Raw genomic sequence first — 25,406 nt, 5'->3', positions numbered from 1 at the left:
GAAGTTACAGTGCTCCGTAGATGGTGAGGTTTCAGCGCTCCGTAAATGGTGTTGTTCCGATTGCTGTTGTCTCTCTGATTTCTTGAAGTATTATAATGGTAGAAATCAGAGGACAAAGGCAAACGCTTCGCTTCTACACTAACACCATTACTCCGCTGGAGTTCTTCGCGGGTGTCACTTCGTTGTGAACCTCTTCGATTACTTGCTGGGGCTGTTCGTGGGCTTCACTTCGTTGTGAATCTTCACCGTTTACTCCGCTGGGGTGGTTTGTAGGCGTCACTTCGTAGGCCATCTTCATACATAATAAAGGAGCAGCATTGGGGTGAATACACCCTTCAATGCTGCTCCATTTACTTAGAATAAGCAGATGCTATTGTGCTGGTTGTTTTAGTCGACATGATTATTGCTTTGTTACGCTTAATACTTTATTGTGCTTAGCTTTGTCGCTCTTTATTGCTGCGCTTCTAGGGCTAGTAACACTTTGACAGCTTCCGCTCTTGTTGACTGTCCTCTTGGGTCGAAATGATGATTGCCTTTACCTTGCATGATGCCAGCTTCTGTTGCTTTACGGATAGCTTCCATCGCCCATGATGATATCTGATCTGCATCCTCGTAGTTCAATACACTGTTGTGTTGTGGATTCACTACGGATGATGTGCCGTCTGTGGTTCCTTGACCAACTGCATCTTGCGAAGCTGTTCCCAATGCCCCTTGCTTCTTGTAGTCCAATGCGCGTACAAGCAGCACGGCCATTTCCTCGCGGGTGATGCCTGCCTGTGGCGCAAATCTGTGGTCATTGACTCCATTTACTAGACCTGCCTCATATGCGGCTGCAATCGCTGGCGCATACCATGCATTAGCTGCAACATCAGTGAACGGAGCCGCGCCATCAGGGGATAATCCTAAGATGCGAGCTAATATTGCTGTAAACTCTGCTCTCGTTATCGTATCGTTCGGAGCGAAGGTATTCTCGCTCTTTCCTTCTATGAACTGCTTAGCAGCAGCCTGCTGAATAAGGCTGGATGCCCAATGCTCTGCTGTAACATCAGCAAACACCTTCTCATAGCGGATTAGCACATATCTTCCCGCTTCAGCTGCAGACACTGTGAACTGTCCATCTGCCTTCTTCGCAGGTACGTATTGCAGTGTTCCATTCTTAAGCAGCTGATACACGTTCGTCAACAGACCATCACCACTACCTGCTGTAAAGCTTAGCGTAATGCCAGCTTTAATGGCTGTAAGCGCTTTGTCTGCTTGCTCATTGGCAAAAGTAAGCTCAAGGATTGGCGATTGTGCACTCAGCTGTGCCTTCTTTGCATTGGCTGCTGAATCAAGCTGCTGCTTCACTTCCGCTGCAGTTAGTGTAACGGTCATTTTACCAGTCTGTGAAGCCCATGCTTCGAGCTGCTCGACAGAGATCACAACCGAGAAACCATCTCCTAGCAAGCGCATTGGCTTATGAAGCTTCGATGGAACAAGCGTTATCGTGTTCGTTGACGTTGACAAGCTCAAACGAACGTCATAGTAATCCCCATTCAAATGCTCTTCACTAATTGTCACATGACCATCATTCCCAGTAGGTTCACCTGTAGTTGGTGCTGGAATTGGTGTCGGAGTTGGCGTTACAACAGCTGGATTCGCAAGTATGATTGTTCCGCCATTGATGCGAGAAGGAAGCTCGAGTGTAACGGTGCTATCCTGTCTTACAACGATATGATTGCCGCTGTACAGCTCTGTCAATATAGCACCAGCCTTCGCATCCACCTCAAACGTTACATTACGCGGCTCATCACTAACATTGATCGCTACATACACTTCATCGTTGTTGTAGGCACGCTCGAACACGATGTATTGATCAGTGTCGCCACCAGCGAGCTTTGTACGAGTGCCCTTGGCAAATACTTTAGAGTACTGGCTGCGTGCAGCTAATAGCTTTTGATAATGCGTTAGCATATCGCTGCGTTCCTCTAGCTCATCCCATGGCATATCGTATCGGTTATCGCCATAATTGCCCTCATCAAAGTTCGCATTTTTACCAGACATGCCAAGCTCCTCGCCGTAATAAATAACTGGCTGACCCTTAGCTGTCATCATCAATGATGCAGCAATTTTTTGCTTGCTTTCATCATTGTTCGCATAGGTGGCCAGGAATCCATCCTCGTCATGACTGCTTAAAAATTGACCCAACGTTGCAGCATTATTCAGCTTTTCATTTCTAGCCTGTAACGTTTCCTCTACAGAATCAACGCTGCCGTTCACGAAATCACGCGCAATGTACTTGAAGTTAAAATCAAGCAACGAATCCATCATCCCAGAGCCTAGGTAGCCTCTTTGGTCATCGACATATGCGCCGAATACTTCACCAATTAGCTTAAACTGAGGCTCAATTTTCGTTAGCTCATTTTTGAACTGTGTCCACGTCGTCGGCTCGACATGCTTTACAGTGTCTACCCGGAAGTAGTCAATCGTGTCCCCCCGCTCAGTACGTGCACGCTCTAGCCAATCAACCTGCCACGCGATAATCTGCTCACGAACGGCCGCATCCTCTGTGCGAAGATCTGGCAGTCCGGCTAACTCACCATGTAGATCTCCCGCTCCTGCTGGATTGCGAATCATACCACTGAACACCGCTTGCTCTTCCTCTGTTGGATAGTTCGGGACATTCAGCCTCACATCCTCAGCATCCATTCCGTAGCCTGTATGGTTAAGCACAACGTCTACCATCAGCTTAATGCCACGATCATGCGCTTTGTCGATGAGCTCCTTGAAGGTATCCAAATCTCCAAGATGCTCATCGAGCTTCGTGAAATCCTTTGCCCAGTAGCCATGGTAGCCATATTGATATTGCCACGGCTGACCATGACCTACATTCCAGTCCACATTGTCAACGATTGGCGTAATCCATATCGTATTAATCCCTAGCTTTTCTAAATAATCCAGCTTATCGATAATACCTTGGAAGTCCCCGCCATGATACGTCTGAGCGTGTGTTGTATCATAGCTCTCGCCATTCGGATCATTATTGCTCTCATCTCCGTCGTAGAAACGGTCAGTCAGCATGAAGTAAATGCGTGCTTCATCCCAATCGAAGTCATGCTTTCCACTAACTTGTCGAGCGTTCACCGTTACTTCAGCAGAGGTTTGATGCTCCACTTGATTCCTATCAATGATCGTTACTGGAATCGATTTGACACCTGCAGTGACATCATCAGTGACTGAGATCGTTAGTGCCATCAGCTCCTTATCAATCTGCACCTGCTCATGGCCGCCCAGCGCAGTCAAATCAGCATAAATACTGCTAATTAACTCCTTCGGCGTGTCCGTTTCAATCGTCAGCAGGCTGTGTGTATTGTAATTGAAGCTGTCTGGCGCAATCGAAGCACTCAAGTCAATTTTGATCAGCTGATAAATAATTTTCGATACACCATCCACATTATTTTTCGGATCTACGATTTCGATCGTTTCACCATCAATCGTAACGAGGAATGTGTACGGGTACTCTCCTTCCTCCATATCCTGCCACGTATAGCTGTAGTATTCACCTGCTGTATCGTACGCCATCGAATATTCGCTATCACCAAGCTTCACCTTCACTTCTGAAATACGATGGTGCTCATTACTACGATATAGCTCTTCATTGCGATAGTAGAAGGTAACATCATTTCCTTCGATTATTGGACCGGCTATATACGGTGTTTGAAGGAATTCTGCCTGCCCACTCGTAATTTTAACGACGACATAGCTTTCATCCAGTCTAATATTTACAAATCGGTCAGCCTCCGTATCCTTCTCTAACCAGTTTCCTTTTCGTACAATAAAGCCAACCTGAGTGACATTAGGTGCAACCTCAACTAAAGCAATCGCTTTTCCAGCTTCGATCGTGAATGGAATCGCATCATTTATCACGCCTGTATTCCATACCCATAGGTCCCAATCTGTATAGTCTTTATCCTCTCGCTCATATTCGAATTGGATATAGCGTTTCACGTACGACTTGACCTCAACCGTGAAGTTAGCCTTGATGTCTCCTATCGCAGCGTTTATAACTGCATGACCAGGTGACACACCAGTAACGATTCCAGTACTATCGACAGTTGCAACCTGTTGATCACTCGACGTCCACTTCAGTGGCTGGCTGCTCATCACTTGGCCAAATTGGTCTCTAACTGTCGCCGTAAGCTTCGACGTAAAATCAGCATAGACCATGTCTTCCCCTTGAATAACAAGCTCAGTTGGTACTAATGAAGCGACAATTAACTGAGCAGAAGCTGTTAGCTCACCGGCTGACGCTGTAATCGTCGTAGTGCCTTCCTTCAACGTTCTAATTCTGCCGCTATCTGTTATCGTCGCAACGCCTTCATTCGAGGAGCTCCATGTAATCTCCTCTCCTGTCATGATGCGGCCCCGCTGATCCTTCACGACAGCAGTAGCGATCATATCCTTACCTGCTTCCATCGCTTTCTTCGCAAGCTTTACCTCTAGCGTTGTTGGAATGGACGTATCCTCCGTCGCTTCATCGTAAAGCACCATCATTGAGATCGGGTCAACCGTTACACTATCCGTTGCCTTTGACAAAACAGCTGTGCCTGCAGAGGTTGCGTTAACGACTACATTCCATTCTCCTGCAGCAGGAAGCTTAATGTTGCGTGCTTCACTTGCTCCATTGTAGATAACAACGATGTTTTTCCATTCATCTCCATTGGCATACTCGCCTAATGTATAGGCAACAACACCATTGGCACTTTCCAGTACATTTAGATGCGCATCGACCTCTGCCTTCGTCGTCATACGGAAGGCTGGATGGGAGGTGCGAAGCTTAATCAATCCTTTGTAATATTCATTGATATCCGCAAAGCTTGCTTTATTGCCCCAATTAATCTTGTTCACTGAATCCGGGCTGCGATAGCTGTTATGATCGCCATACTTGCTGCGAAGCAGCTCATCACCCGCATGAATAAACGGAATGCCCTGCGCAGTCAGCACAATACCATTTGCAAGAAGTGAGCGTTTTACCGTTTCATTAGCAAATACGTCCTCCTGATCAACATATCGATACGGATTAGCAGCTGCTACTGCATCGTCTACATTACCGCCGTTATTCAGCTCACCGTTTGTAATGGACAGCATATTGAGCTCTTCAAACAAATTCTGAGTTCGTAACACCTTATCCCATAAATTTAGATTGTCGTGAGCGGTCACATAGTTGATCGTCTCCGTTGGTGCGTTCGTAAAATCAGTCGTTGCACCGATAAGCCCCTTCAGAATTCCATCGATGTTGCCTGCTTCTAAGTCCCCTGTTGCAAAGCCTTTGCCAGCTCCATCGCTATCACCTTTAATGGCAGATCGGAAATGATCGTTAAATACAGCAAAATTCAAATCCTTCTGTGAACCCTTCAGCGTTTGATCCGTACCTGGAAGCGGTGTAGAGCCACCCATCCACGGCTCCCCGTAGATTAGAATCGATGGATCAACCTCCTGATGAAGCTCCTGCGTAATTTCAGCCATCGTTGTCGTATCGATAATCCCCATGAGGTCGAAGCGGAAGCCATCGATATGATATTCCTGTGCCCAGTAATTTACGGAGTCCTTAATATATTTCCTCACCATTGGACGCTCGGTCGCAATTTCATTGCCTACACCAGAGCCGTTGGAATAGGAGCCATTGCTGTTCGTACGATAGAAATAGCCAGGCACAATTTTATTGAATGGTCCATCCTCGATCGAATACGTATGATTGTATACAACATCCATGACGACGCGAATGCCTCGCTCGTGAAGCGCCTGAACCATTTGCTTAAATTCAGTAATTCTTGCTGTTGGATTAGCTGGGTCTGACGAATATGAGCCTTCAGGTACGTTATAGTTTTGCGGGTCATAGCCCCAATTGAATTTCGGATTCGTGGATGCAGGATCATTCACCGTCAGCTCATTGACCGTCTGGTAATCGTAGGCTGGCAGCAGATGCAAATGTGTAATGCCCAGCTCCACCAAATGATCAATACCGAGCGAATGTCCAAACTCATCGACGAGACCAGACTCTGTAAATGCGGCATATTTGCCCCGACTCGCTTCACTTACTCCTGAATCCTCAGAAATGGAAAAGTCTCGAATATGCAGCTCATAGATAATCGCATCCGTTGGCTGCATAAACGCTGGCTTCTGATCGTTGCTCCAGCCTGTCGGATCAGTCGCTTCCAAGCTGACGATAGCCGTTCTTGCCCCATTAGCTGCTACCGCACGCGCGTAAGGATCAACGACATAGTGACTGCTGCCGTCTGCAAATTGCACATGGTACATATAATATTGTCCTGCCAAGTCTCCATTGACCGTGCCTGACCATACGCCTTGTTCGCTTCGAGAAAGCATCGTCTCGGTGCCACCTGTATGATCCTCTACTTTGCCAGCCGCATTATACTGACCTGCTTCGTCGTAGATGGCAACGGATACTGCAGAAGCAGTTGGTGCCCATAGCTTAAATGTGCTGCCAGTCGTATGGTAGGTAAGCCCGAGGTCTGAACCGCCGTAATAAAATTTCTGGTCGTTCAGCACGTTACGAAACACTAGCTCTGTGCTATTGAGTGAGGAGTGTCCCACTCGGTATAACTTCGTAACGTCAATCGCATCCTCGTCAACCGTTAGACGATAGAGAAGCTTGCCAAGCTTCTCAGGCTTCACCGCAACGCTCACCTGCTCTGCCTGCTCCATGACATAAAATCCATTCAGTTGTTCAGGCTGCAGCTCTTCAGTTGTCGTAACATTAATCGACGTTAGTGAATCCATAAATGCCGCTTGAACCTTTGCAGATAGATCTACGTCCTCTGCATTGTAATAAACTGTTTCATCCCCTTGAATAAGCCAGACATCAACACTCTGCTGCCCCTGCGGCATGGTAATGATGCGTGTTTCCTCCTGTGTACTCCAATCACCAGGACGTGTAATCACATTAATTATACGAGCATCACTTGTAATGCTTACTGTTGCAAATCCCGATTCGTCCGTACCCGTAAAATCTATCTCTCTACCATCATTAACATCATCCCACGTCCAAATATCCCACTGACTTTGTTGTCCATCCAACCTGTAATAGTGAATATTGTAAGTGTTCATTGTGCTCGGGTCCTTCTCTGTTGTAAATGTAATGGTCTTATCCTCCGCTAGATTTTTTATCGATCCAGCAGGCAATGTCATCATATACGTTGTATGATAGCTAAGCTTTTCAAGAAGCTTGACGATGACAGCTCCTTCATCTATGCCCGCTTCAACAGCAACGCTTGTGTCGGCAGACTGCAATACTGGCAGCTGGCTTGCATCATCCCAGATTAGCTCTCCTATGAAATTCAATCGTATTTCTGATAGCTCAGTGCTTACATTGTGTTCACCTGCTGCTGGTACAGAGCTTGCCAGTACAAGCTCCGGTGCTTGAAAGCTAATGCTGTATGATGTAGTATATTCAGCTTGTGTGTTTGGTTCTGCTGATACGTTCCAGGATTGCGCAATATTATTGTTTGCGCTTTCAGGAATGACATCGAATGCGCCATGCTCGATGTCGTTATTTCCGCTTAGCACAGCGATCGCTTTAATCGAGTCCCCTTCTGCTAGACCTAGCAGTGACAAAGGAATACGACCCTCGAAGCCCGTATCAATGGCGTTGGCGAACTGGGTACCTTTACTTTCTCCCCAGCTTGAAGCAATCGGTTCATTTAAATTGTCTGTCTTGTATATCGCTGCGCCGTTAAGCTCATTATTGTTCTTAATGCGGCTCACGACCTGATAGCTTGGCAGTTCCTCTGCAGCGCTAAAGTTAAAGCCTGTGCCCCATGGAGCATTCACATCAACATCAGCTGCAGGTCCACCATTGATTGATATTGCCAGATTAAGATAGAGTCCGTTTTCTCCCCAATTATCCAGCTTCACACCGTCGATCCAATAATATAAATAGGTGCAATCATTCGTCAGCTTCAGGTTATCGATGTGGAAATCATTCCAGCCCTTTGATGCTGACGTGCCTAGGGTCGGCACACTATTCCACAGATCGTCCTTTAAGCCATCCACTGTAATGTAGCCGCACGTTTCATCTTCTGCAGCCACTTCAGCTTCGGCGTAGGCAGCTGATGTTGGAAACAATGATAATAATAATGCAACAATCGAAAGCACAGCCACCCATTTCTTCTGTACGTTAAACATATAGCACTCCTCCGTTCTTCATTTTTCGATAATTTGCGCAAACGATTGCATTAATTGATGACGAGTGCCGCTTAATATTCGCCGGAAACTATGGCGTTTAGCGGCATGTTCTAAGGAGTTTCATATGTATCACACGGAAGTTTGTGCAATCGTTTTCATAAAATATAATAGTAGACCGTACATTTATTGTCAATCGCAATTTGAATAAATTAAAAAGGGAGATGATCTCGCGATGGATGTCTTGCCTAGAGATTCTCCCTTATTTTACGGTAATATTAATAACCTTTTCGTACGTACTTATCTGTCACTTGCTATATCAACTCAATCTTATTTATCGGAGGATTCATCCTCAGCTCCGCTTCTTTCCGAATTCCTGCTTATTTCCGAATGTAAGAAGCTTAATACTTGCTCATTAATGATCTGTGGCTGCTCAATCGTTAGTGTATGATTGGCATCGTGTACAAGGATGCAGGTGATATTCGGAACATTGGTCTGAGCATACTCCATTGCTTTATGAGCGGGATAAAGCACCTCGTGTTCACCGATCATAAGTAGGATGGGCAGCTTGAGCGTGGCTAGCTCCTCTGGCTCGATTTTCAGCGGATACAATCTTAATCGGGGGAGCGCATGATGATAGCCTGCTAGCATAAACTCTCTATAGCCCGGTGCAAAAGGCAGACCTTCTGCTGACAATCCGCGAAATGCTCGATCCACCCACTTCTCCGTTTGAAAGAGCAAGCCCGGAAAGGAATAATAGAAAAACCTCCAATGCAAGCGGTGAAAGGCAGCAGCAGGCGCAAATAATGCAAGCTTTTTGACACGTTCCTCGTAAGCCATCGTGAATCGCAGTGCGATGTAGCCTCCGATGGAATGTCCTGCTAGGTAAAATTGATCCAAACCAAGTGCATCAACCGTTTCCTTCAGCCATGCTACAGCTTCTTCCTTTTGCATAATGATCTCGTTGGCTTCGCTTTTTCCAATATCGCCGATAATATCGATAGCATAGACGCAGTAATGCTCACTCCATGCTTTAACGTTTGGATACCACATAACGGAGCTCATCGTCATGCCGTGCAGCAGCACTAGTGGAGGGTTATTGCTATTGCCAAATTGCAGCACATAGGTTTTGCCAAAGGAAGTATGCAGGTACTGATCGATATAAGGACATTGAAACAAAGCTAAGCTCTCGTCATAATGCATGTTATATTGCTCTCGGTATCCACTCTCCAAAAAGACATCCATCGACTATACCTTATCCTTTACACATTTTTCAGCGCTCAGCTTAACCATCTCTACGCTCGAACCTTCCTTCGTCAGGAGATCGCTTTAGAGATGGTTAGCTTCGCTGTAGCTCTTTTACTTGATCAAACCTTTGGGGCGTTTCTTCGATAATTCTCCATATTCAGCGCTACGCTTAACCATCTCTACGCTCGAACCTTCCTTCGTCAGGAGGTCGCTTTAGAGATGGTAAGCTTCGCTGTAGCCTTTTACTTGATCAAGCCTTTGGGGCGTTCCTTCGAGTGTTATCCACGCTCATCGCTCCGCTTAACCTTCTCTACGCTCGGACCTTCCTTCGTCAGGAGGTCGCTTTAGAGATGGTTAGCTTCGCTGTAGCCTTTTATTAGATCAAACCTTTGGGGCGTTCCTTCGATAGTTATCTAACCTCAGCGCTACGCTTAACCTTCTATACGCTCGAACCTTCCTTCGTCAGGAGGTCGCTTTAGAGATGGTTAGCTTCGCTGTAGTCTTTTATTAGATCAAACCTTTGGGGCGTTTCATCAATAGTTATCTAACCTCAGCGCTACGCTTACCTTCTCTACGCTCGAACCTTCCTTCGTCAGGAGGTCGCTTTAGAGATGGTTAGCTTCGCTGTAGCTCTTTTACTAGATCAAACCTTTGGGGCGTTCCTTCGATTGTTATCCACGCTCAGCGCTACGCTTAACCATCTCTACGCTCGAACCTTCCTTCGTCAGGAGGTCGCTTTAGAGATGGTAAGCTTCGCTGTAGCCTTTTACTTGATCAAACCTTTGGGGCGTTTCTTCGATAGTTATCGAACCTCAGCGCTCAGCTTACCTTCTCAGCGCTACGCTTAACCTTCTCTACGCTCGGACCTTCCTTCGTCAGGAGGTCGCTTTAGAGATGGTAAGCTTCGCTGCAGTTGTTGTTAGTGTACCAAGGGGATTGAACGTTAGTTGGTACGTGAGCACCTACAGTGTTTTCATAGAAAACACGCTTCGAAAGCAAAGCCTTTCGGTTGAACCTCATATTCGACGTCGAATCAACTACAGCGCGATGCATCGTCATCAAAGCTGGACTTTTGAGCATCCCCTTTTTCAATGAGAGCTTAAAAGTTCGGCTTTCAGGACCAAGAAGATGGGACGATAGTAGAAAACGAGGAGCGCAGCGTACGTTAGTTGGTACGCGAGCACCACAGTTTTCGCTAGCGATCCCATATTCGAAGCCGAATAAGCTACAGCGCGTTACTTCGTAATCAAAGTCGTACTTTTGAGCTACCTCTCTTCAATTTGAAATTTAAAATGCTCGGCTTTCAGGACCAAGAAGATGGGGAGAAACTAGAAAATAAGGAGCACAGCGTACGGTATTGGTACGTGAGCACCGCAGTTTTCGGTTGAACCCCAGATTCGACGTCGAATCAACTTCCATGAAGCTACATCGTCATCAAAGTCGAATATTTTAAATAACCCTTCCAATGAAAGCTCAAAAGTTCGGCTTTCAGGACCAAGAAGATGGGACGATAGTAGAAAACGAGGAGCGCAGCGTACGTTAGTTGGTACGCGAGCACCACAGTTTTCGCTAGCGATCCCATATTCGACGTCGAATAAGCTACAGCGCGATACATCGTCATCAAAGCTGGACTTTTGAGCTACCTCTAAATGTCGTAGGTTTTGCAACGCTTGTAGCTGTATATCACATCCTCCACCCACTCACCGAATTGAAACAGTGCGTCCTCGTGGCCTGCTGCGGATATAAGCTGAACACCAATCGGCATTCCCTGTTTATCCGTCCCGATCGGAAGTGTTAATGCAGGTAATCCCCAAACATTGGCATAGGCAATGTAGGGCATGTACTTTTTGAAGGTTTTACGGATAGAGAAAATCTCGCTGTATTGCTTCCCATGCTTCTGTGCCGCTTCATGATAGATAGGCAAAATCAGTATTTTACCCTCAAAATATTGTTCAAGCTCCTGATCACCTTGCTGTAGTGCGACACGAATTTGCTGTAGTCGTTCCTCAGAGGGCTTGAATAAGCCTGCGCCAAGTAAAGCCCAGGACAGGTAGGAATGAAAGTCAGAGCGGCCAGTTAACTTCTCCTTCACATACTCAGTAAGCGGACTTTTTGTACCGCCTTCGCTCATAAGCTGCTGAACATGCTTGGCTCCATTAATACTCATTAGCTCCTGCCAATACAACGCGGATTCATGAAAATGCGGTGGGAGCTCATCTACTACACGATAGTCTTCCCCAATTTTGCCGCGTATTTGCTCGAGCAGCTCTTCTGTATCAGGACCAAGTGGAATATCAGGCTGCTTGCCTGGTATGACGATCTCGTAACGATCCAAATCAACAAATTTACGCTTACCATCAGTTAAGATTTCATGGATGAACTGAGCATCTCTTACGGATTTGCCCATTGCACCGATCCCAAGCATTCTCCGCTGTTCAGGAATGGTGACCGGTGGAAAGTTTCCTGTATCATCAACCTGACTATTCGCTGACTTAAAGCCTACGATGCCATTGTAATGGCTTGGAAAACGGATCGAGCCTCCGATATCCGCGCCAAGACCAACAGCAGCGCCGCCCACTGCCATCAACGCTCCTTCTCCACCGCTAGAGCCGCCTGCGGAACGATTCAGATCCCATGGATTATTCGTGCGTCCATGCAGCTTATTGTCCGTTTCCTCACAGAAGCAAAGCGCTGGGGTATTCGTTTTAGCTACAATGATTGCCCCTTCCTGCTTCAAACGCTTAACGACTGCAGCATCCTCTGTCTCAATCATTTGTGCACGATGAATTAAGCCTGAGGTCGTAGCCATTCCCGCGACATTGAAGCAATCCTTCATACTAATGGGGACACCATGAAGCCTCCCTGTTGGTTCACCGTTTTGCAGCTGAAGATCTGCACGTATCGCCTCCTGCCTTGCAGCCTCATATCGATCAACGGTGACGCAATTAATCCGTTCATTCGCAGCCTTCAAATGCTCTATGTATGTAAGTGTTGCTTGAAGTGATGTAATTTCCCCATTTTTAATTCGAGTAGAAAGCTCCGTTGCATCCATATCTAATATTTGCTTCAACCTTCTTCCTCCTTAACCCATTTCTCTACTACTACTATACTACGTGTCCACTTTTTTTCTATACATGTTTTCACCTGATCTGAAAAATTAAGAGCTTAGAAGCACGAAGCCTCTAAGCTCAATTTGTACCTTGCCTCAACCTCTACTCAAAGCTCATCTCGGCTCATGATCAGCTTGGTTCATGCTCATGCTTCACCTGTCAGCCTTTGCACATCTACCGACACGATGAGCTGCTGCTCACTAGTTCCGCGATATACGCCCTTCACTGGCACAACATCCTGATAATCCCGTCCATGCCCTAGCTTTACGTAGCGATCATCGAACTCTGCCTCATTCGTCGGATCGAACGAGCACCAGCCTAGATCTGGCACATACGCTTCAACCCATGCGTGAGAAGCCTGCTCAAAATCTGCGGCACCGCCGTGAAGATCACCTACAAAATGATAACCACTTACATAACGCGCAGGTATCCCCTTCGCTCTGCAAACAGCAATCATTAAATGTGCAAAATCCTGACATACTCCGCGTTGCTTCGAGATAAGCTCATACGCCTTCGTTCTTACGGTCGTTGCCTCAGGATCATAGATATAGTGAGTACGGATATAGCTGCTCAGCGCATCAAGCCAAGCGTACACTGAGGAAGCAGGCACCCCAACACTTCCTTGTTTGGCTTCCCACAAGGTTAGTTGCGGAATATTATCCACCAGCTGCTTAATCTCTTCAGTAATTTCCGTATAGGCGGTTGGCAATAGAAATTCAATAAAGCGATTAATAAGCTCCTCCGAGGCAAGATATTCCCACGCTACACTTGGTTTAAGCGTACTGAGCTTTTTCTTATCGTCCATAGTGAATGACTCCGTCGTCACGACAAGCATGGTTGATTTGATTGTAAGCATTTGATGTGGTTGATTGATGGAGAAAGCATGAACACGATTGCCGAAGCTATCGTCATAGGTAAACATCGGAACATTGGGCTCGATGGAAAGACTATGATTATAGCAGGACTGCCGTTCATTCGTAACAGGCGTAAGCCTTATTTCATTGACACTGTCCATGACTTCCTGCGCGTAGTGATAGGTAGTGCTGTGGCTGATCTTTAGCTTCATACGCTAACCACTCCGGCAAGAAAAAAGCTTTTTCCGATCTCGCCACCAATCCATGAGCACGAATTAAGTAGTCGCAACGTTAATTCATCCTTACTCTCATGATCAAGCTCGGAGCTCTCAATACAATCAAGCTCAGCAATTAGCTTGCTAATCTGCTTTACAATTCGATCATGAGCGAGCTTTAACGGCTGATCCGTCAATTCTAGACTTCGAATTTGCTGAATAAGCTGACGAAAGGCATAGTGTACAGATCGCGGAAAAATCGGATTAAATATAACAAATTCCCATATCGGTTCAGCGGACACTCGATCAGCATAAATACGCCTGTAAACCTGATGTCCACTCATCGACTGAAGAATACCTTGCAGATAGGGATAGGATTGACTTGAGCTTGCTGCTTTCATCGGCTGTACCGTACGAAGAATGCGCAGCGTGTTCTCTGCACGCTCCAAATATCTGCCGCACTCCATAAAATACCACTCATTCTGTCTAGTCATCACTGAAGTAGCGCATCCGTAAAACATATGACACCATTGCTTAATTTGAGATAAAAATTGATGCGGTGTTTCCTTATAAAAACCTTCTTCGCTTTGCTCCATTAACCAAAGATAGAAGCTGTTTAGTACCTCCCACAGCTCGGCTGGTGCTTGATCACGCAGCATACGCAAATTATTGCGCGCATGGCTAACACAGGACACAAGTGAGTTTGTATTATCCTGGTCAAGCGTAATATAACGCAGTACCGTTTGCTCAGTATAATTTGTATACCTTTGCTCGAAGGCTGCTCTGCTTCCTATTGCTTCTACAATACGTTTCCACTTATCATCCTGCTGATTCTCTTCATAATCATAATGATTAATGAATTCATCCTGCTGTATATGGTAGTAGACATCAATCAATCGGGCATGGTTTTCTGCACGCTCCATATATCTCCCAATCCAAAATAAAGCTTCAGCGGTACGATTAAGCATTCGCATCCCCCATTTCATTATTGCTTATTTTTTTAGCACCCACGTATCCTTTACCCCGCCTCCCTGTGAGGAATTGACAACAAGCGAGCCTTCAACTAATGCGACTCTCGTTAATCCACCAGGTATAACATGGTTATCAGTGCCTTTAAGGACAAAGCCTCGCAGATCAATATGACGAGGTGTCATGGTTCCTTCGTGCATTATAGGCGCAGTTGATAGCTTCATCGTTTTCTGTGCAATATAACGGGTTGGATTTGCTTGAATAGCTTTAGCAAATTCAGCCAGCTCCCGTTCTGTCGCCGACGGCCCAATTAGCATCCCATAGCCACCCGACAGTGATGTTTCCTTCACTACTAATTCTCGCAAATGCTCCATTACATACTCATAGTCATCCTTTCTATCAAGGATGTAGGTTGGAACATTACTTAGTATCGGCTCCTCGTGCAAGTAATAACGAATCATATCAGGCACATAAGCGTAGATCGCCTTATCATCAGCAACTCCAGTACCAGGCGCATTCGCTATTGCGATATTACCTGCTCGATAGGCGTTCATTACACCCGGTATTCCAAGCAATGATTGCGGATTAAAGGCAAGCGGGTCTAGAAATTCATCATCTATTCTGCGGTATATGACATCAACCTGGCGGAGACCGTTCAGTTCACGAATATAGATCTTGTGATCCTTGTACAGCAAGTCTCTTCCTTCTACGAGGTATATCCCCATCTGCTGCGCTAAAAACGTATGTTCAAAATATGCCGAATTATATGCCCCGGGCGTAAGCAGCGCGATAACGGGATCCTTCTTGCCATTGGGTGCAATGCTTCGCAGTGAGCTTAAAAAAGCATTGATGCTGCGCTCAACATCCATCACAGAGCTTTGAAGATATAGATCGTGGAACAGCTCTCTCATTAATGCTCTGCCTCTAAATAAGTACGAAAATCCTGAAGGCGATCGTAAATTATCCTCCAGCACAAAATATTGTCCGTGTTCGTCACGTATAAGATCAATGCCTGAGGTTGTAATGTATACCCCTCCCGGGACATCGAGGGACATCATTTCAGGGCGAAAATAAATATTGGATACGATCATTCTTCTCGGAATAATGCCATCCTGAATAATTTGCTGTTGGTGGTAGATGTCATGTAAAAATGCATTAAGTGCTTGTACACGTTGACGTAGGCCTCTGTCAACAATTTCCCATTCCTCTGCTGCAATCGCACGTGGTATATAGTCAAATGGGATCGTTCTCTCTAAAGCTTTCTCTGCTTGATCCGATTGATAAAGGGTAAATGTAATCCCTTCCTCGATCATACGCTGCTTCAAGGCTTGCTGACGAATGGATTGAAGTGCAGGACTCATCGTTGCGAATTGAGCATGGATCGATGCATATTGTGGGCGAATACTTCCACTTGGATCGAACATCTCATCATAAAAAGACCTGCTATCGTATAGAAATGATGCCTTTGTTTTCTTGGCTGTTGCTATGTTGACCCACCTCCTGCAATATTAGTGTTTACAAATTCGATTTGAGAGCCTGGACATTATATCTAAGCACATTTTAGCTTTTAACTATTTTTACCTGACTTGTACCAGCAATAAGTATGTGTTAACCCTGCTTATCTTATTCTTCACTTGTTCATCATTAGTATATTTATAGGGTAAGGTGAGCAAGCTATTTTCATATCAATGAACCCATCTAGGAGGACACAATGAAAAAAGTAATCATTAGCTGTGTGCTGATGGTATTTCTACTGGCACCAATGAGCTATGCAGCAGAAAAACCTCTGTCTATTCCAATCATTGACGCAAGTGGCAATACGATTGGTCAGGCTACATTTATCCAAGAAGGCAAAGAGGTTAATATTCACGTTCAAGCAAAGCAGCTGCCGCCAGGCGAGCATGCGATTCATATTCATGAGAAGGGCCTATGCGAGCCACCTGATTTCAAAACTGCTGGTGAGCATTTTAACCCGAAGGGCAAGCAGCATGGCTTCAACAATCCGAAGGGCTTTCATAATGGAGATCTGCCGAACATCGTTGTTTCTGAGGATGGATCGGTTGATGTTACGATAAGTACTGGCGAGGTAACGCTCAAGAAGGGTAAGAAAAACTCACTTCGTAATAAGCAAGGCTCTGCACTAGTTATTCATGCAGATGCCGATGATTATGTGAGTAATCCTGCGGGGAATGCTGGGGCGCGCATTGCATGCGGAGTCATCAGTTCTGCAAAGTAAGGTAAATCAAAAAAGATCCAACTTTGATCACGAGGTAATAATGTAAGCTTATTCGGCTTCGAATCTTGAATTCAGCCGGGCCTTACGGTGCTCACGTACCAACTACGTACGTTCCGCTCCTCAGATCCCTAGCTTTATTCAACCTTCTTGGTGCTGAAAGCTGGACTTTTTGATCCCTTATTGGAATCGGTAATTCAAAAAGTCCACTTTGATCACGTGCAGCAAAAATAAAGGGATATTCTTGAGCGTACGTAACGCCCCAAGAATATCCCTTTTGTTGTTATCGTGTCAGTTGTATCGTCTCATTGAGTAACAACTCTCGCCGATTATCGTTGACCACTCGTTGCCGCTTCTGGCTGTCTGACGAATAAGGAGCAAAGTAAACTAATGAGAAATAAGCCGGCAAATATATGGTACACCGATAGGCTCCACTCTTGTTCAATTACAGCGATTGCTGTAATGGGGCCAAGGGATGCGCCAATAAACAAGATAAAGGTATACAGCGATGTTGCGAGTGCTCGTTTACTGCCGCCTAGCTCACCAATTAGAGCGATTAATGATGGAACGATGAGTGCAATGCCTGAAACAAAAAATACACTTACAACCGCATATGCAAGCTCCTGCTTCACAGAGCCTAGCAGTATTAAGCTCAGCACACTAGTTGCGAGTCCTGTCCGCAGAATGGCTGGCATTCCGAAGCGTCTGCATAGCCTTCCTGCAAAAGGACAGAGCAGCATCCCAACAATCCCTACCGCTCTTATCGTAACAATTTCAGAAAACTGGAGAGAAAACGGCGGCTCGCTGAGATGAAACTCGAGCGCGCTATATGTTCCGACAAAGCATAACAGCACGGTAATCGTTACGACGTAGCAAAGCAATAAGCTTCGATTGCTCAATAGTGAACCAGTTGCTTTCTGCTGTGCTCGAACGGATGCCTTGGGTGCCTCAGGTAAAAACATGACAAAGCATAGAGCCAGTAATGCATATAAGCAACCAAACACTAAAAATAAGCTTTCCCAGCCACTCCAATAGGTTAATACACTAGCAGACACTTGCCCAAAGATACCGGACATTAAAAATCCAGTACTTATAAATCCAATCACCGTTACTCTCTTAGAAGGTGGAAACATCTCACCCGCATACGTTAAAGCAACAGGAGAAAACGTCGAGGCAGTAGCACCCTGTAGGCAGCGAAGAAGCAGCAGCATAGCAAAGGAATCTGTGAAAAAGGTTAGCCCCGTAGCTAGGGCCAAGCCGATTAAGCCCGCCACCATAACACGTTTTCGACCGAGACGAGTCGATAATGGACCGTAAATTAAGCAGCCTATCGCAAAAAAGGCGGAGAAGGCTGTTCCTGCCCACGCTGCAGAACTAGTCGACACACTAAACTCCTGACTTAATACTTGGATGATTGGTACAGTAAAATATAGTGCCGATAGCACGAGCAGCGCACCACTAAACAAATTTGCCGTCATCAATCGATACGAACGTTGCTGCTGGCTCAATTCTCCAGCCTCCTTCTACTCATCTCGAAAGTTATCTATTGCTTCGATTCATACGGCAAATATGCTTCAGATCCTATTGCTGATACTACATATGTTTACGATGATACGTTGGATTCTATCGGTTTTCTACCCATTATATGATGCCGCTGCTCTAGTTATTATTAAGCGAACGCTTAAGATACGGGCATACCAGCTCACGGAAAAGCTCAAGCGGTGAACGGGCTTTGTATTTTTGGTTTCGTGTAGATACAATGACAGCCTCGCTGCTCGGAACGACAATAATAAATTGACCGCCATAGCCGCGAGCATAGAAGAATGGCAGACCATCCTGCTCATCGCACCACCAATGCCAGCCATAATATCCGTGCTCAGGTGCTTCGACTTGAATATAGGGAGATGTCGCTTGCTTGCAAAGCTCTGCAGGAATGATCTGCTTATCTTCCCAGCTGCCTTGCTGGAGAAATAAGCGTCCGAATTTCAACATGTCCATGGCTGTCAGCTCCATGCCATAACCACCTGTATAGTATCCTTCAGGATCCTGCTTCCAGCGGTATTCCTCTATGCCTAACGGCTGAAACAGCTTCTCCTCAGCAAGCTCAGCCAAGCTCCTTCCGCTCGCTCGTGTAATGATCGCGGATAAAAGCTGAGAGATGCCAGAATTATAGCTCCAGCTTGTCCCTGGCTCAGCGGTAAGCGGCTGATCGAGTGTATACTTAAGCCACTTATCCGTTCGCGTCATACGCGGGAAGTTATTGCTTCCTCCAAACTCATTCCAGCTGAAGCCAGCCGTTAGCGTTAAGACATGCTCTGCGGTAATGCGAAGCTTGCGCTCATCACTGCTATGCTTTAGCTCAGGAAACCACTCTACGATAGGGGTATGTATGCTAGGCAGCCAGCCTTCAGATAATCCGATACAGTAAAGCGATGAGACGATACTCTTTGTACAAGAATTAATAGGAAGCAGCTGCTCAGAGGCTTGCTCCTGTTGTTCATATTGGAACACAATCTTATTGTGATGCTCTATAATAAAGTTGGACACATGATTGCTATGTAAATGCTTCCTGATCTCATCCTTATTCATCCCTTCAACTCTCACCTCATATCCGTCCTTTATGCTTATTATTGTTATACATAACAATAGGGGATATGCGTTTAACACCACATATCCCCTATATTATGCTGCACAATAGCAGCTTTAGCTAGTCATCACTCTGATTACTGCATACAACCTTCGTCATAACCGCTAAGCTGCAATCATCGAAGGTTTTCATCCGTATTGATTTATTCAAATTTTGCAGCAATGCATCATTTACCGTTTCCTCGTCATGCTCCTCTAGCCAGCTCGCAACCGTTGCAAGTGCTGGTGATAGAAAATCATCCGCCTTACGATACATAGACGAGCTTGTGCCATCTGACATTAGAAAGTATGCACCTACCTGCTCACACTCTCCTGATCGAATACGAAGACGAACGAGTGCATCCTTGCTCGTTGTAAAGTAGGTCGAGTTAGCATATTCACCGTTGTCAGGGTGACTATGAATCGATAATCCCTCGTTTAGCTCAGCGATCAAGCCATCTCCAAGATGACCTGAAACGTAGCTTTTTCCGTCTGAGGCTACAAATAATAGAGTCGATGCAAGCTCTTGCTTCTCGCAGTCTAATTGCTCTGCAAGCTGCTGCAGCTCTTGCATTATGACGTCTAGCAGCTGCTCAGCAGCAGCTGTGGAATCCATCTCCTTGTAAGAGCTAAACTGCTTCAGCACATGATGACTAACGGTACGTACGACAGCTTCAGCACCGAGATGTGAAAGCTTTGCAGATCCCGCTCCATCTGCCAGCGCAATCACTTGAATCCCATTCTCCTGCAACGTATACGTCCGATCCTGGCATAACGTTTGCTCCTTTTCATGAGAGCGTCCAATCACATACGCCGAAGCAGCCTTCCATTCAAAAGTTTGCAATCTGTAATCACTCCGATCTATCTAAAGGGTAAGATCTGCCCACGGGTTAATTGGCAATGCCTTTACATCCTCACCAGGTGTGGATTGAGATTTCATCGTAATACTTTGGCTAAGCCATAAGAAGAATTCGTTAAAGTTAAGCCCCTTCAATTTAACTGGCGGCAGCTTTGGTGAAAATTGCTGAAGGGTTGGCATATGCGCCTCTGCACCAATTCCGATTGGGAAAATCGTTAGCTTATTGTTTTGAATCAGCTCAGATGTGCGACGTGCCGCACCCGTAATATCATCGGTTGGTGCGCCGTCTGTCATTAGCACTAGCCAAGGCTGATAGTAGTCAACGCCCAGGGAAGCGTATGTCTTTTTGCGTGCCTCGAGCACGTCGAGCGCAAGGTTTACTGCCTCGCCCATCGGTGTACGGCCCGTTGGTGTTAAGTTTGGTACGGTTTGATTTTCGATATTGGCAAATTCAACAACCTGCTGTACCGTTCCACCAAATGTAATAATCGAGATTTCCGCAGATAAAGATGCCATCTCATCTTCACGTACTTCATTAAAGAACAGCTGAACACCGCGGTTCAACTCATCAATTTTATCACCAGACATCGATCCGCTTGTATCCAATACTAGACATACAGGGACACGTGCAGAAGGGTTATCAATAAGATCCTGATCAAAAAGTTCTAAGTTTGCCATTATCAATCGACTCCTTATTTCTTAATTTTGCTTGCAATAAATTTAATACCTTGCATCAATAAGCCCGGTGGCTTAGGTGTGAATACAACGACCGGCGTAGATGAAGATGTATGTGCAGCATTGCCCGATGCCCCCATACGAGCTGAGCTTGACGATGCTGTACTTGATCTACTGTTGGCTCGCGCCCGCGCTTGCATTGCAGCACTTGTAGCGGATCGTGTGGTTGTTTTCGCAGCGGTATTCGTGCCAAATGAGCTGGTACGACGAGTGGTCGCTTGAGATTTCCCAGTTGCGGCGCTGCTTGTTGCCGCAGCTTCATCGCGCTGTACTCTTGTCAGCTTGTTTTTCATGAGACAAGCATTGCAAATATAAAATTTGCCCTGTGCATCCAGATCGTTTTTCTTCTCCTCGTGCATCACGAATTGAGAAGAGCACTGGTTACAAGTTACCTCTACCGCATTTTCCTCACTGACTTTGTTGGACATCGGCCAAATCTCATCATTGGAATGCCCGCGCTTAATGGCATACAAATAGCTCTCGAGCATTTGAATCCAATCATCCGTTGAGAAGCGTTTGTTCTCTGCAAAGGCCTGATAGAACTTTTCCTTCAGCTTGTACGTGAAATGGCTCCATATATAACGCCATACGCCATCTGGGGCATTCCCCTTAGAATCGCCAAACGGATACGGGAATTCCATATTCTTAATATTTTCCCCTGGGGTTCCACCGCCTTGCTGCGCGTAGGGTGGTTTACCCGGCATAAGCGTCATAAACACAAGCGTGGCAACGGCAAATTGCTCATGCTCGAACGTTCGTAAATATTCATGATATCGCATGCCTTGTGCTTCAGGAGGCGTAAAGTTGATCGTTCCAACCGGACAAGGATAATTGACAATTTGGTAGCTGTCGGTATCAACGAAATATACTTCGTTATAATCCTTAATCATGATGTTGAACGGGTTAATGTCACCGATAATAATGTTGCGATCATGCAAGTATTTAATTTTATCGAGAATCGTTAGTGCTAGCTCAACGAGATGCCCACGATTCCAATGCGGAAAGTTTTTCTCAAGCAGCTTTTTATGGAACATGCTTAGCTGCATAACTTTGCCGCTTGCTGCGCTCATCATATAGCCGATGCATTCACCCTTGCTGTTGTAGGCTAGTGATTGCGGCCAGCATATCCCTTCCTTATTGAAAGGTATATCGAGCATCAGCTTCAGCTTTTCATAGCGAGCCTTCGTCATTTTGGTATAGATCTTACATACCATACCGTTGCTGGTGAGGAAAACGCTGCCTTCTCCTCCCTTGCCGAGCTCCTTCATCAGCTGCAGCTCGCCGAAAGCATCCGTTCGCACAGACTCGCCCTCACTTGGGAAATGGGATACAGGCAGCTCTGTATCAAGACCTGTTTCTACCTTCGTGCCAAGCGGCAGCGCAACGATTTTCTCCTTAGGCTTACTGCTTTTTTCGCTACGTTCACTTTTATCGTTTCTGTCGCTTCTTTCGTTCCTGTCGCCTGCTTGTCCTTGGTGTGAGCTGTGTGAGCTCTGCATGCGTTTTTCGTGCTCCTTCACACCATAGTCCCAACGCATCAGCTTGCCGAAAATATCTATGTAAAATACTAAAATTGTATTGGTAGATTGTACTGAGCCTTGCTTATTTAAGTTTTCAACGTCTAGCGCAAAGTTACGATCCTGCGTAACCATCGCTAGCGGAAACTTTGTTCTGTACTTCATGAACATCGCGAGTATGGCTTGATCCTGAAACGGATCATCCGGATCCTGATATACTTCAATAATTTCATCTTTATGATATTGGTTTAAAAGTTGGGCAGTCTGTTTAGCCTGCTTCGATAGGGCTTCATCGCCATTTTTAATATGCTTAGTAACTTCCTCTACTACTTTTCCTGAGATACGAACTCTTTTTTCACTTTCCTTCAATGCTTGCGGCAACTGTTCAGTTATCCAATCATTAGCTTCAGGATATAACCACGTGGACGTGTCGATAAACACAATATATTTGTCTAGTAATGCTTTGAGCTCCATCAACTATTACTCTCCTTTTCTTATGAATAACGTAATACGATATTAAGGAGTTTGACCTGTTAGCACCGCAATCGCCTTGTCTTGAGCCTGCTGACTAACATGCTGCTGGTTTGCTTCGATTTCAAGCAGCATCTTCTTTAGTAGCTTCGCTCCTTTTTGAGAGGTTGAGAATACCGGCACATTAGCATTTGTTATTTTTACTTCTGCTTCTTTATTCGTAAAAAACACAATTCCTTTAATCCAAACTCCGAGCTGATGCTGCTTTAGCAGATTGGACAATTGAAAGATTTGCCCATCGAGCTGACGGATAGGATTGCGCACGCGATTGCTGTAGCGACCGCCTCGTCGGCCGATCTTATGCTGAACGAGCTCTAATGAAGTGCCGCTGCCAATGATCGTACCGTTCATATTTTTTGCTTCAACAACAAATATTCCAGCAGGTCCAACGATAATCGCATCATAATGGATCGCTCTGCCATCAACGTGCAGTTCGACATTCGTTACAACAGAATAAGCGTCTGGCAGTTTACGACATATGCGCTTCATCGTGCGCTCGCCTTGAACCCCAATCTTGAAGTTTTTCGCCTTTGAAATTTGATGCATGGCAAAAGCAATACAAATAGCCATAATAAAAAAGAAAAAGCCCTTCCAATCAATTAATAGAAATGACACTATAGCAGCAAATATTGCAACTTTCGCCTTATTCATAAATCGGTCGTAGTCCTTATGTATGCCGCTATATCCTTCTAAAACTTTAGCCAAGCTATCCCTTCCCTTCCATCTATGATGACATTTTACCTACGCCTATATAATTATACAGGAAATCTATTATTTTTATAGGAATTATTTTAATTAGTAGTTAGTAATCATTAAAATAATAATTATTAACACAAAAAAAGGAAGAAATAACACATATTATAAATGAAATATAATATATGTTTTCTTCCTTCTATTTAGTATGGAACACTTCTATATAGATTCACCAAATACAATTTTCCATTTTTCATCTAGTAGTTGCACTTTAAAGGGAAGGCTTTCAAGTGGAGTACGATCTTCTATGTAAAAATCAACATACACTACATAAGTTTGATCTTTAACTATCTCTTCAATTCTTCTAATTTTATAATCTTCCAAGACCTCTAATGCAATGTTTTCAGAAAAAGATTCAAGCGTATCCGCTTTGTTTGGATCTACATAATAAATATAATTAAAGGCTTTTTCACCCTCAAGATTTTTTACTGCATTTAAGTAATCTTGCATAGTAGCTTTTACAGGGTCACTTCCAGAACAAGCAGAAAGTACAAATACTAGTAGAATCATAATAGACAATATTTTTTTCATAGTTTTCCGTCCTCAGTAATTTAATTGTTGAAATGCATATAATACATACAATAATACAATTATATACATAATAACAAAAAAACGGAAGACTTTACGAAAGGGTTATTACTATTCTCACCTTGTCACCTATTTATCTAACCGTTTTGTAGAAAGGCTTAGAAAGGGATACAAGCTTCTCGTAAGAGGTGTAAACTCTTATCTATTAAACTATTTTGAATTAGTTTATTATATATTAGCCTCAAGACGACAAAAGACACCTACTCTTTGGTTGGAGTGGTGTCCTTCTCTTTATACAACAAGGGGCAAGTCTGCCCACTTATCTAATTAGGTTTAATACGTTCATTTTGAGCAAGTCTCGCGCCTATACCGAGTCTTTAAATATTAGTTCAAAAGTTCGACTTTCAGCGCTCCGCTTACCTTCTCTACGCTCGAACCTTCCTTCGTCAGGAGGTCGCTTTAGAGATGGTATGCTCCGCTGGAGTCTTTATAAGCAAGTTCGCACGTTCGTTTATTGGTACGTGCGCACCTATAATGTTTTCGTAGAAAACATGCATCGAAAGATTAACTCTTCGCTAGCGCTCATGATTCGACGTCGAATACGCTACAACGCCATTCTTCGTCATCGAAGCAAGACTTTTGAACATCCCATTTTAATTGTAAGTTCAAAAGTTTGGCTTTCAGCGCTCCGCTTACCTTCTCTACGCTTGAACCTTCCTTCGTCAGGAGGTCGCTTTAGAGATGGTAAGCTCCGCTGGTGTCTTTATAGAAAGCAAGGAGCGCAGCGTACAGTATGGGTACGTGTGCACCGCAGTTTTCGGTTGAACCCCAGATTCGACGCCGAATACGCTACAACGCAATTCTTCGTCATCGAAGCAAGACTTTTGAACATCCCATTTTAATTGTAAGTTCAAAAGTTCGGCTTTCAGCGCTCCGCTTACCTTCTCTACGCTCGAACCTTCCTTCGTCAGGAGGTCGCTTTAGAGATGGTAAGCTCCGCTGGTGTTCTTATAGAAAGCAAGGAGCGCAGCGTACGGTATTGGTACGT

14 protein-coding genes are annotated in these 25,406 nt (G+C 45.0%); 1 reads left to right on the top strand and 13 read right to left on the bottom strand.

Features of this window, described 5'->3' with window-relative positions; genetic code table 11:
* Window positions 1-450: 450 nt before the first annotated feature.
* The 6 genes from pulA to M3180_RS11270 all read right to left on the bottom strand — a co-directional run bounded on the left by pulA (window position 451) and on the right by M3180_RS11270 (window position 16,001).
* Window positions 451-8,184 carry a type I pullulanase gene (pulA, locus tag M3180_RS11295; protein WP_251667567.1) on the bottom strand — a complete coding sequence of 2,578 codons (7,734 nt, stop codon included), beginning with the start codon at window positions 8,182-8,184 and terminating at the stop codon, window positions 451-453.
* A gap of 327 nt (window positions 8,185-8,511) precedes the next feature.
* The gene (locus tag M3180_RS11290) at window positions 8,512-9,426 is read right to left on the bottom strand and encodes an alpha/beta fold hydrolase (protein ID WP_251667566.1); all 915 of its coding nucleotides are present in this window, start codon (window positions 9,424-9,426) and stop codon (window positions 8,512-8,514) included.
* 1,648 nt (window positions 9,427-11,074) lie between these two features.
* Window positions 11,075-12,499 (bottom strand): amidase, encoded by a 1,425-nt coding sequence (locus M3180_RS11285; protein ID WP_251667565.1) that lies wholly within the window; start codon window positions 12,497-12,499, stop codon window positions 11,075-11,077.
* Window positions 12,500-12,684: 185 nt separating this feature from the next.
* A complete protein-coding gene (locus tag M3180_RS11280) occupies window positions 12,685-13,605 on the bottom strand; it encodes a transglutaminase family protein (RefSeq protein WP_251667564.1) in 921 nt (306 codons plus the stop codon).
* Window positions 13,602-14,576, bottom strand: coding sequence for an alpha-E domain-containing protein (locus M3180_RS11275; protein ID WP_251667563.1), 975 nt, complete (start codon window positions 14,574-14,576; stop codon window positions 13,602-13,604). The genes M3180_RS11280 and M3180_RS11275 overlap by 4 nt, the downstream gene beginning before the upstream one ends.
* 24 nt (window positions 14,577-14,600) lie before the next feature.
* A complete protein-coding gene (locus M3180_RS11270; RefSeq protein ID WP_251667562.1) occupies window positions 14,601-16,001 on the bottom strand; it encodes a circularly permuted type 2 ATP-grasp protein in 1,401 nt (466 codons plus the stop codon).
* Window positions 16,002-16,288: 287 nt separating this feature from the next.
* Here M3180_RS11270 and M3180_RS11265 point away from each other — a divergent pair, with 287 nt between their 5' ends.
* Window positions 16,289-16,813: a superoxide dismutase family protein gene (locus tag M3180_RS11265; protein WP_251667561.1), complete on the top strand. Its 525-nt coding sequence runs from the start codon at window positions 16,289-16,291 to the stop codon at window positions 16,811-16,813.
* 326 nt (window positions 16,814-17,139) lie between these two features.
* Here the strand turns inward: M3180_RS11265 and M3180_RS11260 are convergent, their stop codons facing one another.
* The 7 genes from M3180_RS11260 to M3180_RS11230 all read right to left on the bottom strand — a co-directional run bounded on the left by M3180_RS11260 (window position 17,140) and on the right by M3180_RS11230 (window position 24,361).
* The gene (locus tag M3180_RS11260; protein ID WP_251667560.1) at window positions 17,140-18,318 is read right to left on the bottom strand and encodes an MFS transporter; all 1,179 of its coding nucleotides are present in this window, start codon (window positions 18,316-18,318) and stop codon (window positions 17,140-17,142) included.
* Window positions 18,319-18,469: 151 nt separating this feature from the next.
* Window positions 18,470-19,414, bottom strand: coding sequence for a serine hydrolase domain-containing protein (locus M3180_RS11255; protein WP_251667559.1), 945 nt, complete (start codon window positions 19,412-19,414; stop codon window positions 18,470-18,472).
* Between the two features lie 103 nt (window positions 19,415-19,517).
* Window positions 19,518-20,279: a PP2C family serine/threonine-protein phosphatase gene (locus tag M3180_RS11250; protein WP_251667558.1), complete on the bottom strand. Its 762-nt coding sequence runs from the start codon at window positions 20,277-20,279 to the stop codon at window positions 19,518-19,520.
* Window positions 20,280-20,300: 21 nt separating this feature from the next.
* Window positions 20,301-20,972 carry a vWA domain-containing protein gene (locus M3180_RS11245; protein WP_251667557.1) on the bottom strand — a complete coding sequence of 224 codons (672 nt, stop codon included), beginning with the start codon at window positions 20,970-20,972 and terminating at the stop codon, window positions 20,301-20,303.
* A 14-nt stretch (window positions 20,973-20,986) separates the two neighbouring features.
* On the bottom strand, window positions 20,987-23,023 hold the full coding sequence (locus M3180_RS11240; RefSeq protein ID WP_349774481.1) for a hypothetical protein: 2,037 nt from the start codon (window positions 23,021-23,023) through the stop codon (window positions 20,987-20,989).
* A gap of 39 nt (window positions 23,024-23,062) precedes the next feature.
* Window positions 23,063-23,782 carry a nuclease-related domain-containing protein gene (locus M3180_RS11235; protein ID WP_251667556.1) on the bottom strand — a complete coding sequence of 240 codons (720 nt, stop codon included), beginning with the start codon at window positions 23,780-23,782 and terminating at the stop codon, window positions 23,063-23,065.
* Window positions 23,783-23,989: 207 nt separating this feature from the next.
* Window positions 23,990-24,361: a hypothetical protein gene (locus tag M3180_RS11230; RefSeq protein WP_251667555.1), complete on the bottom strand. Its 372-nt coding sequence runs from the start codon at window positions 24,359-24,361 to the stop codon at window positions 23,990-23,992.
* Between the last annotated feature and the right edge of the window lie 1,045 nt (window positions 24,362-25,406).

It is taken from the genome of Paenibacillus camelliae (assembly GCF_023715345.1).
Classification (GTDB): Bacteria; Bacillota; Bacilli; order Paenibacillales; family Paenibacillaceae; genus Pristimantibacillus; species Pristimantibacillus camelliae.
The sequence above is the reverse complement of the archived record's forward strand: the minus strand, read 5'-3'. Positions and strand labels throughout refer to the sequence as shown.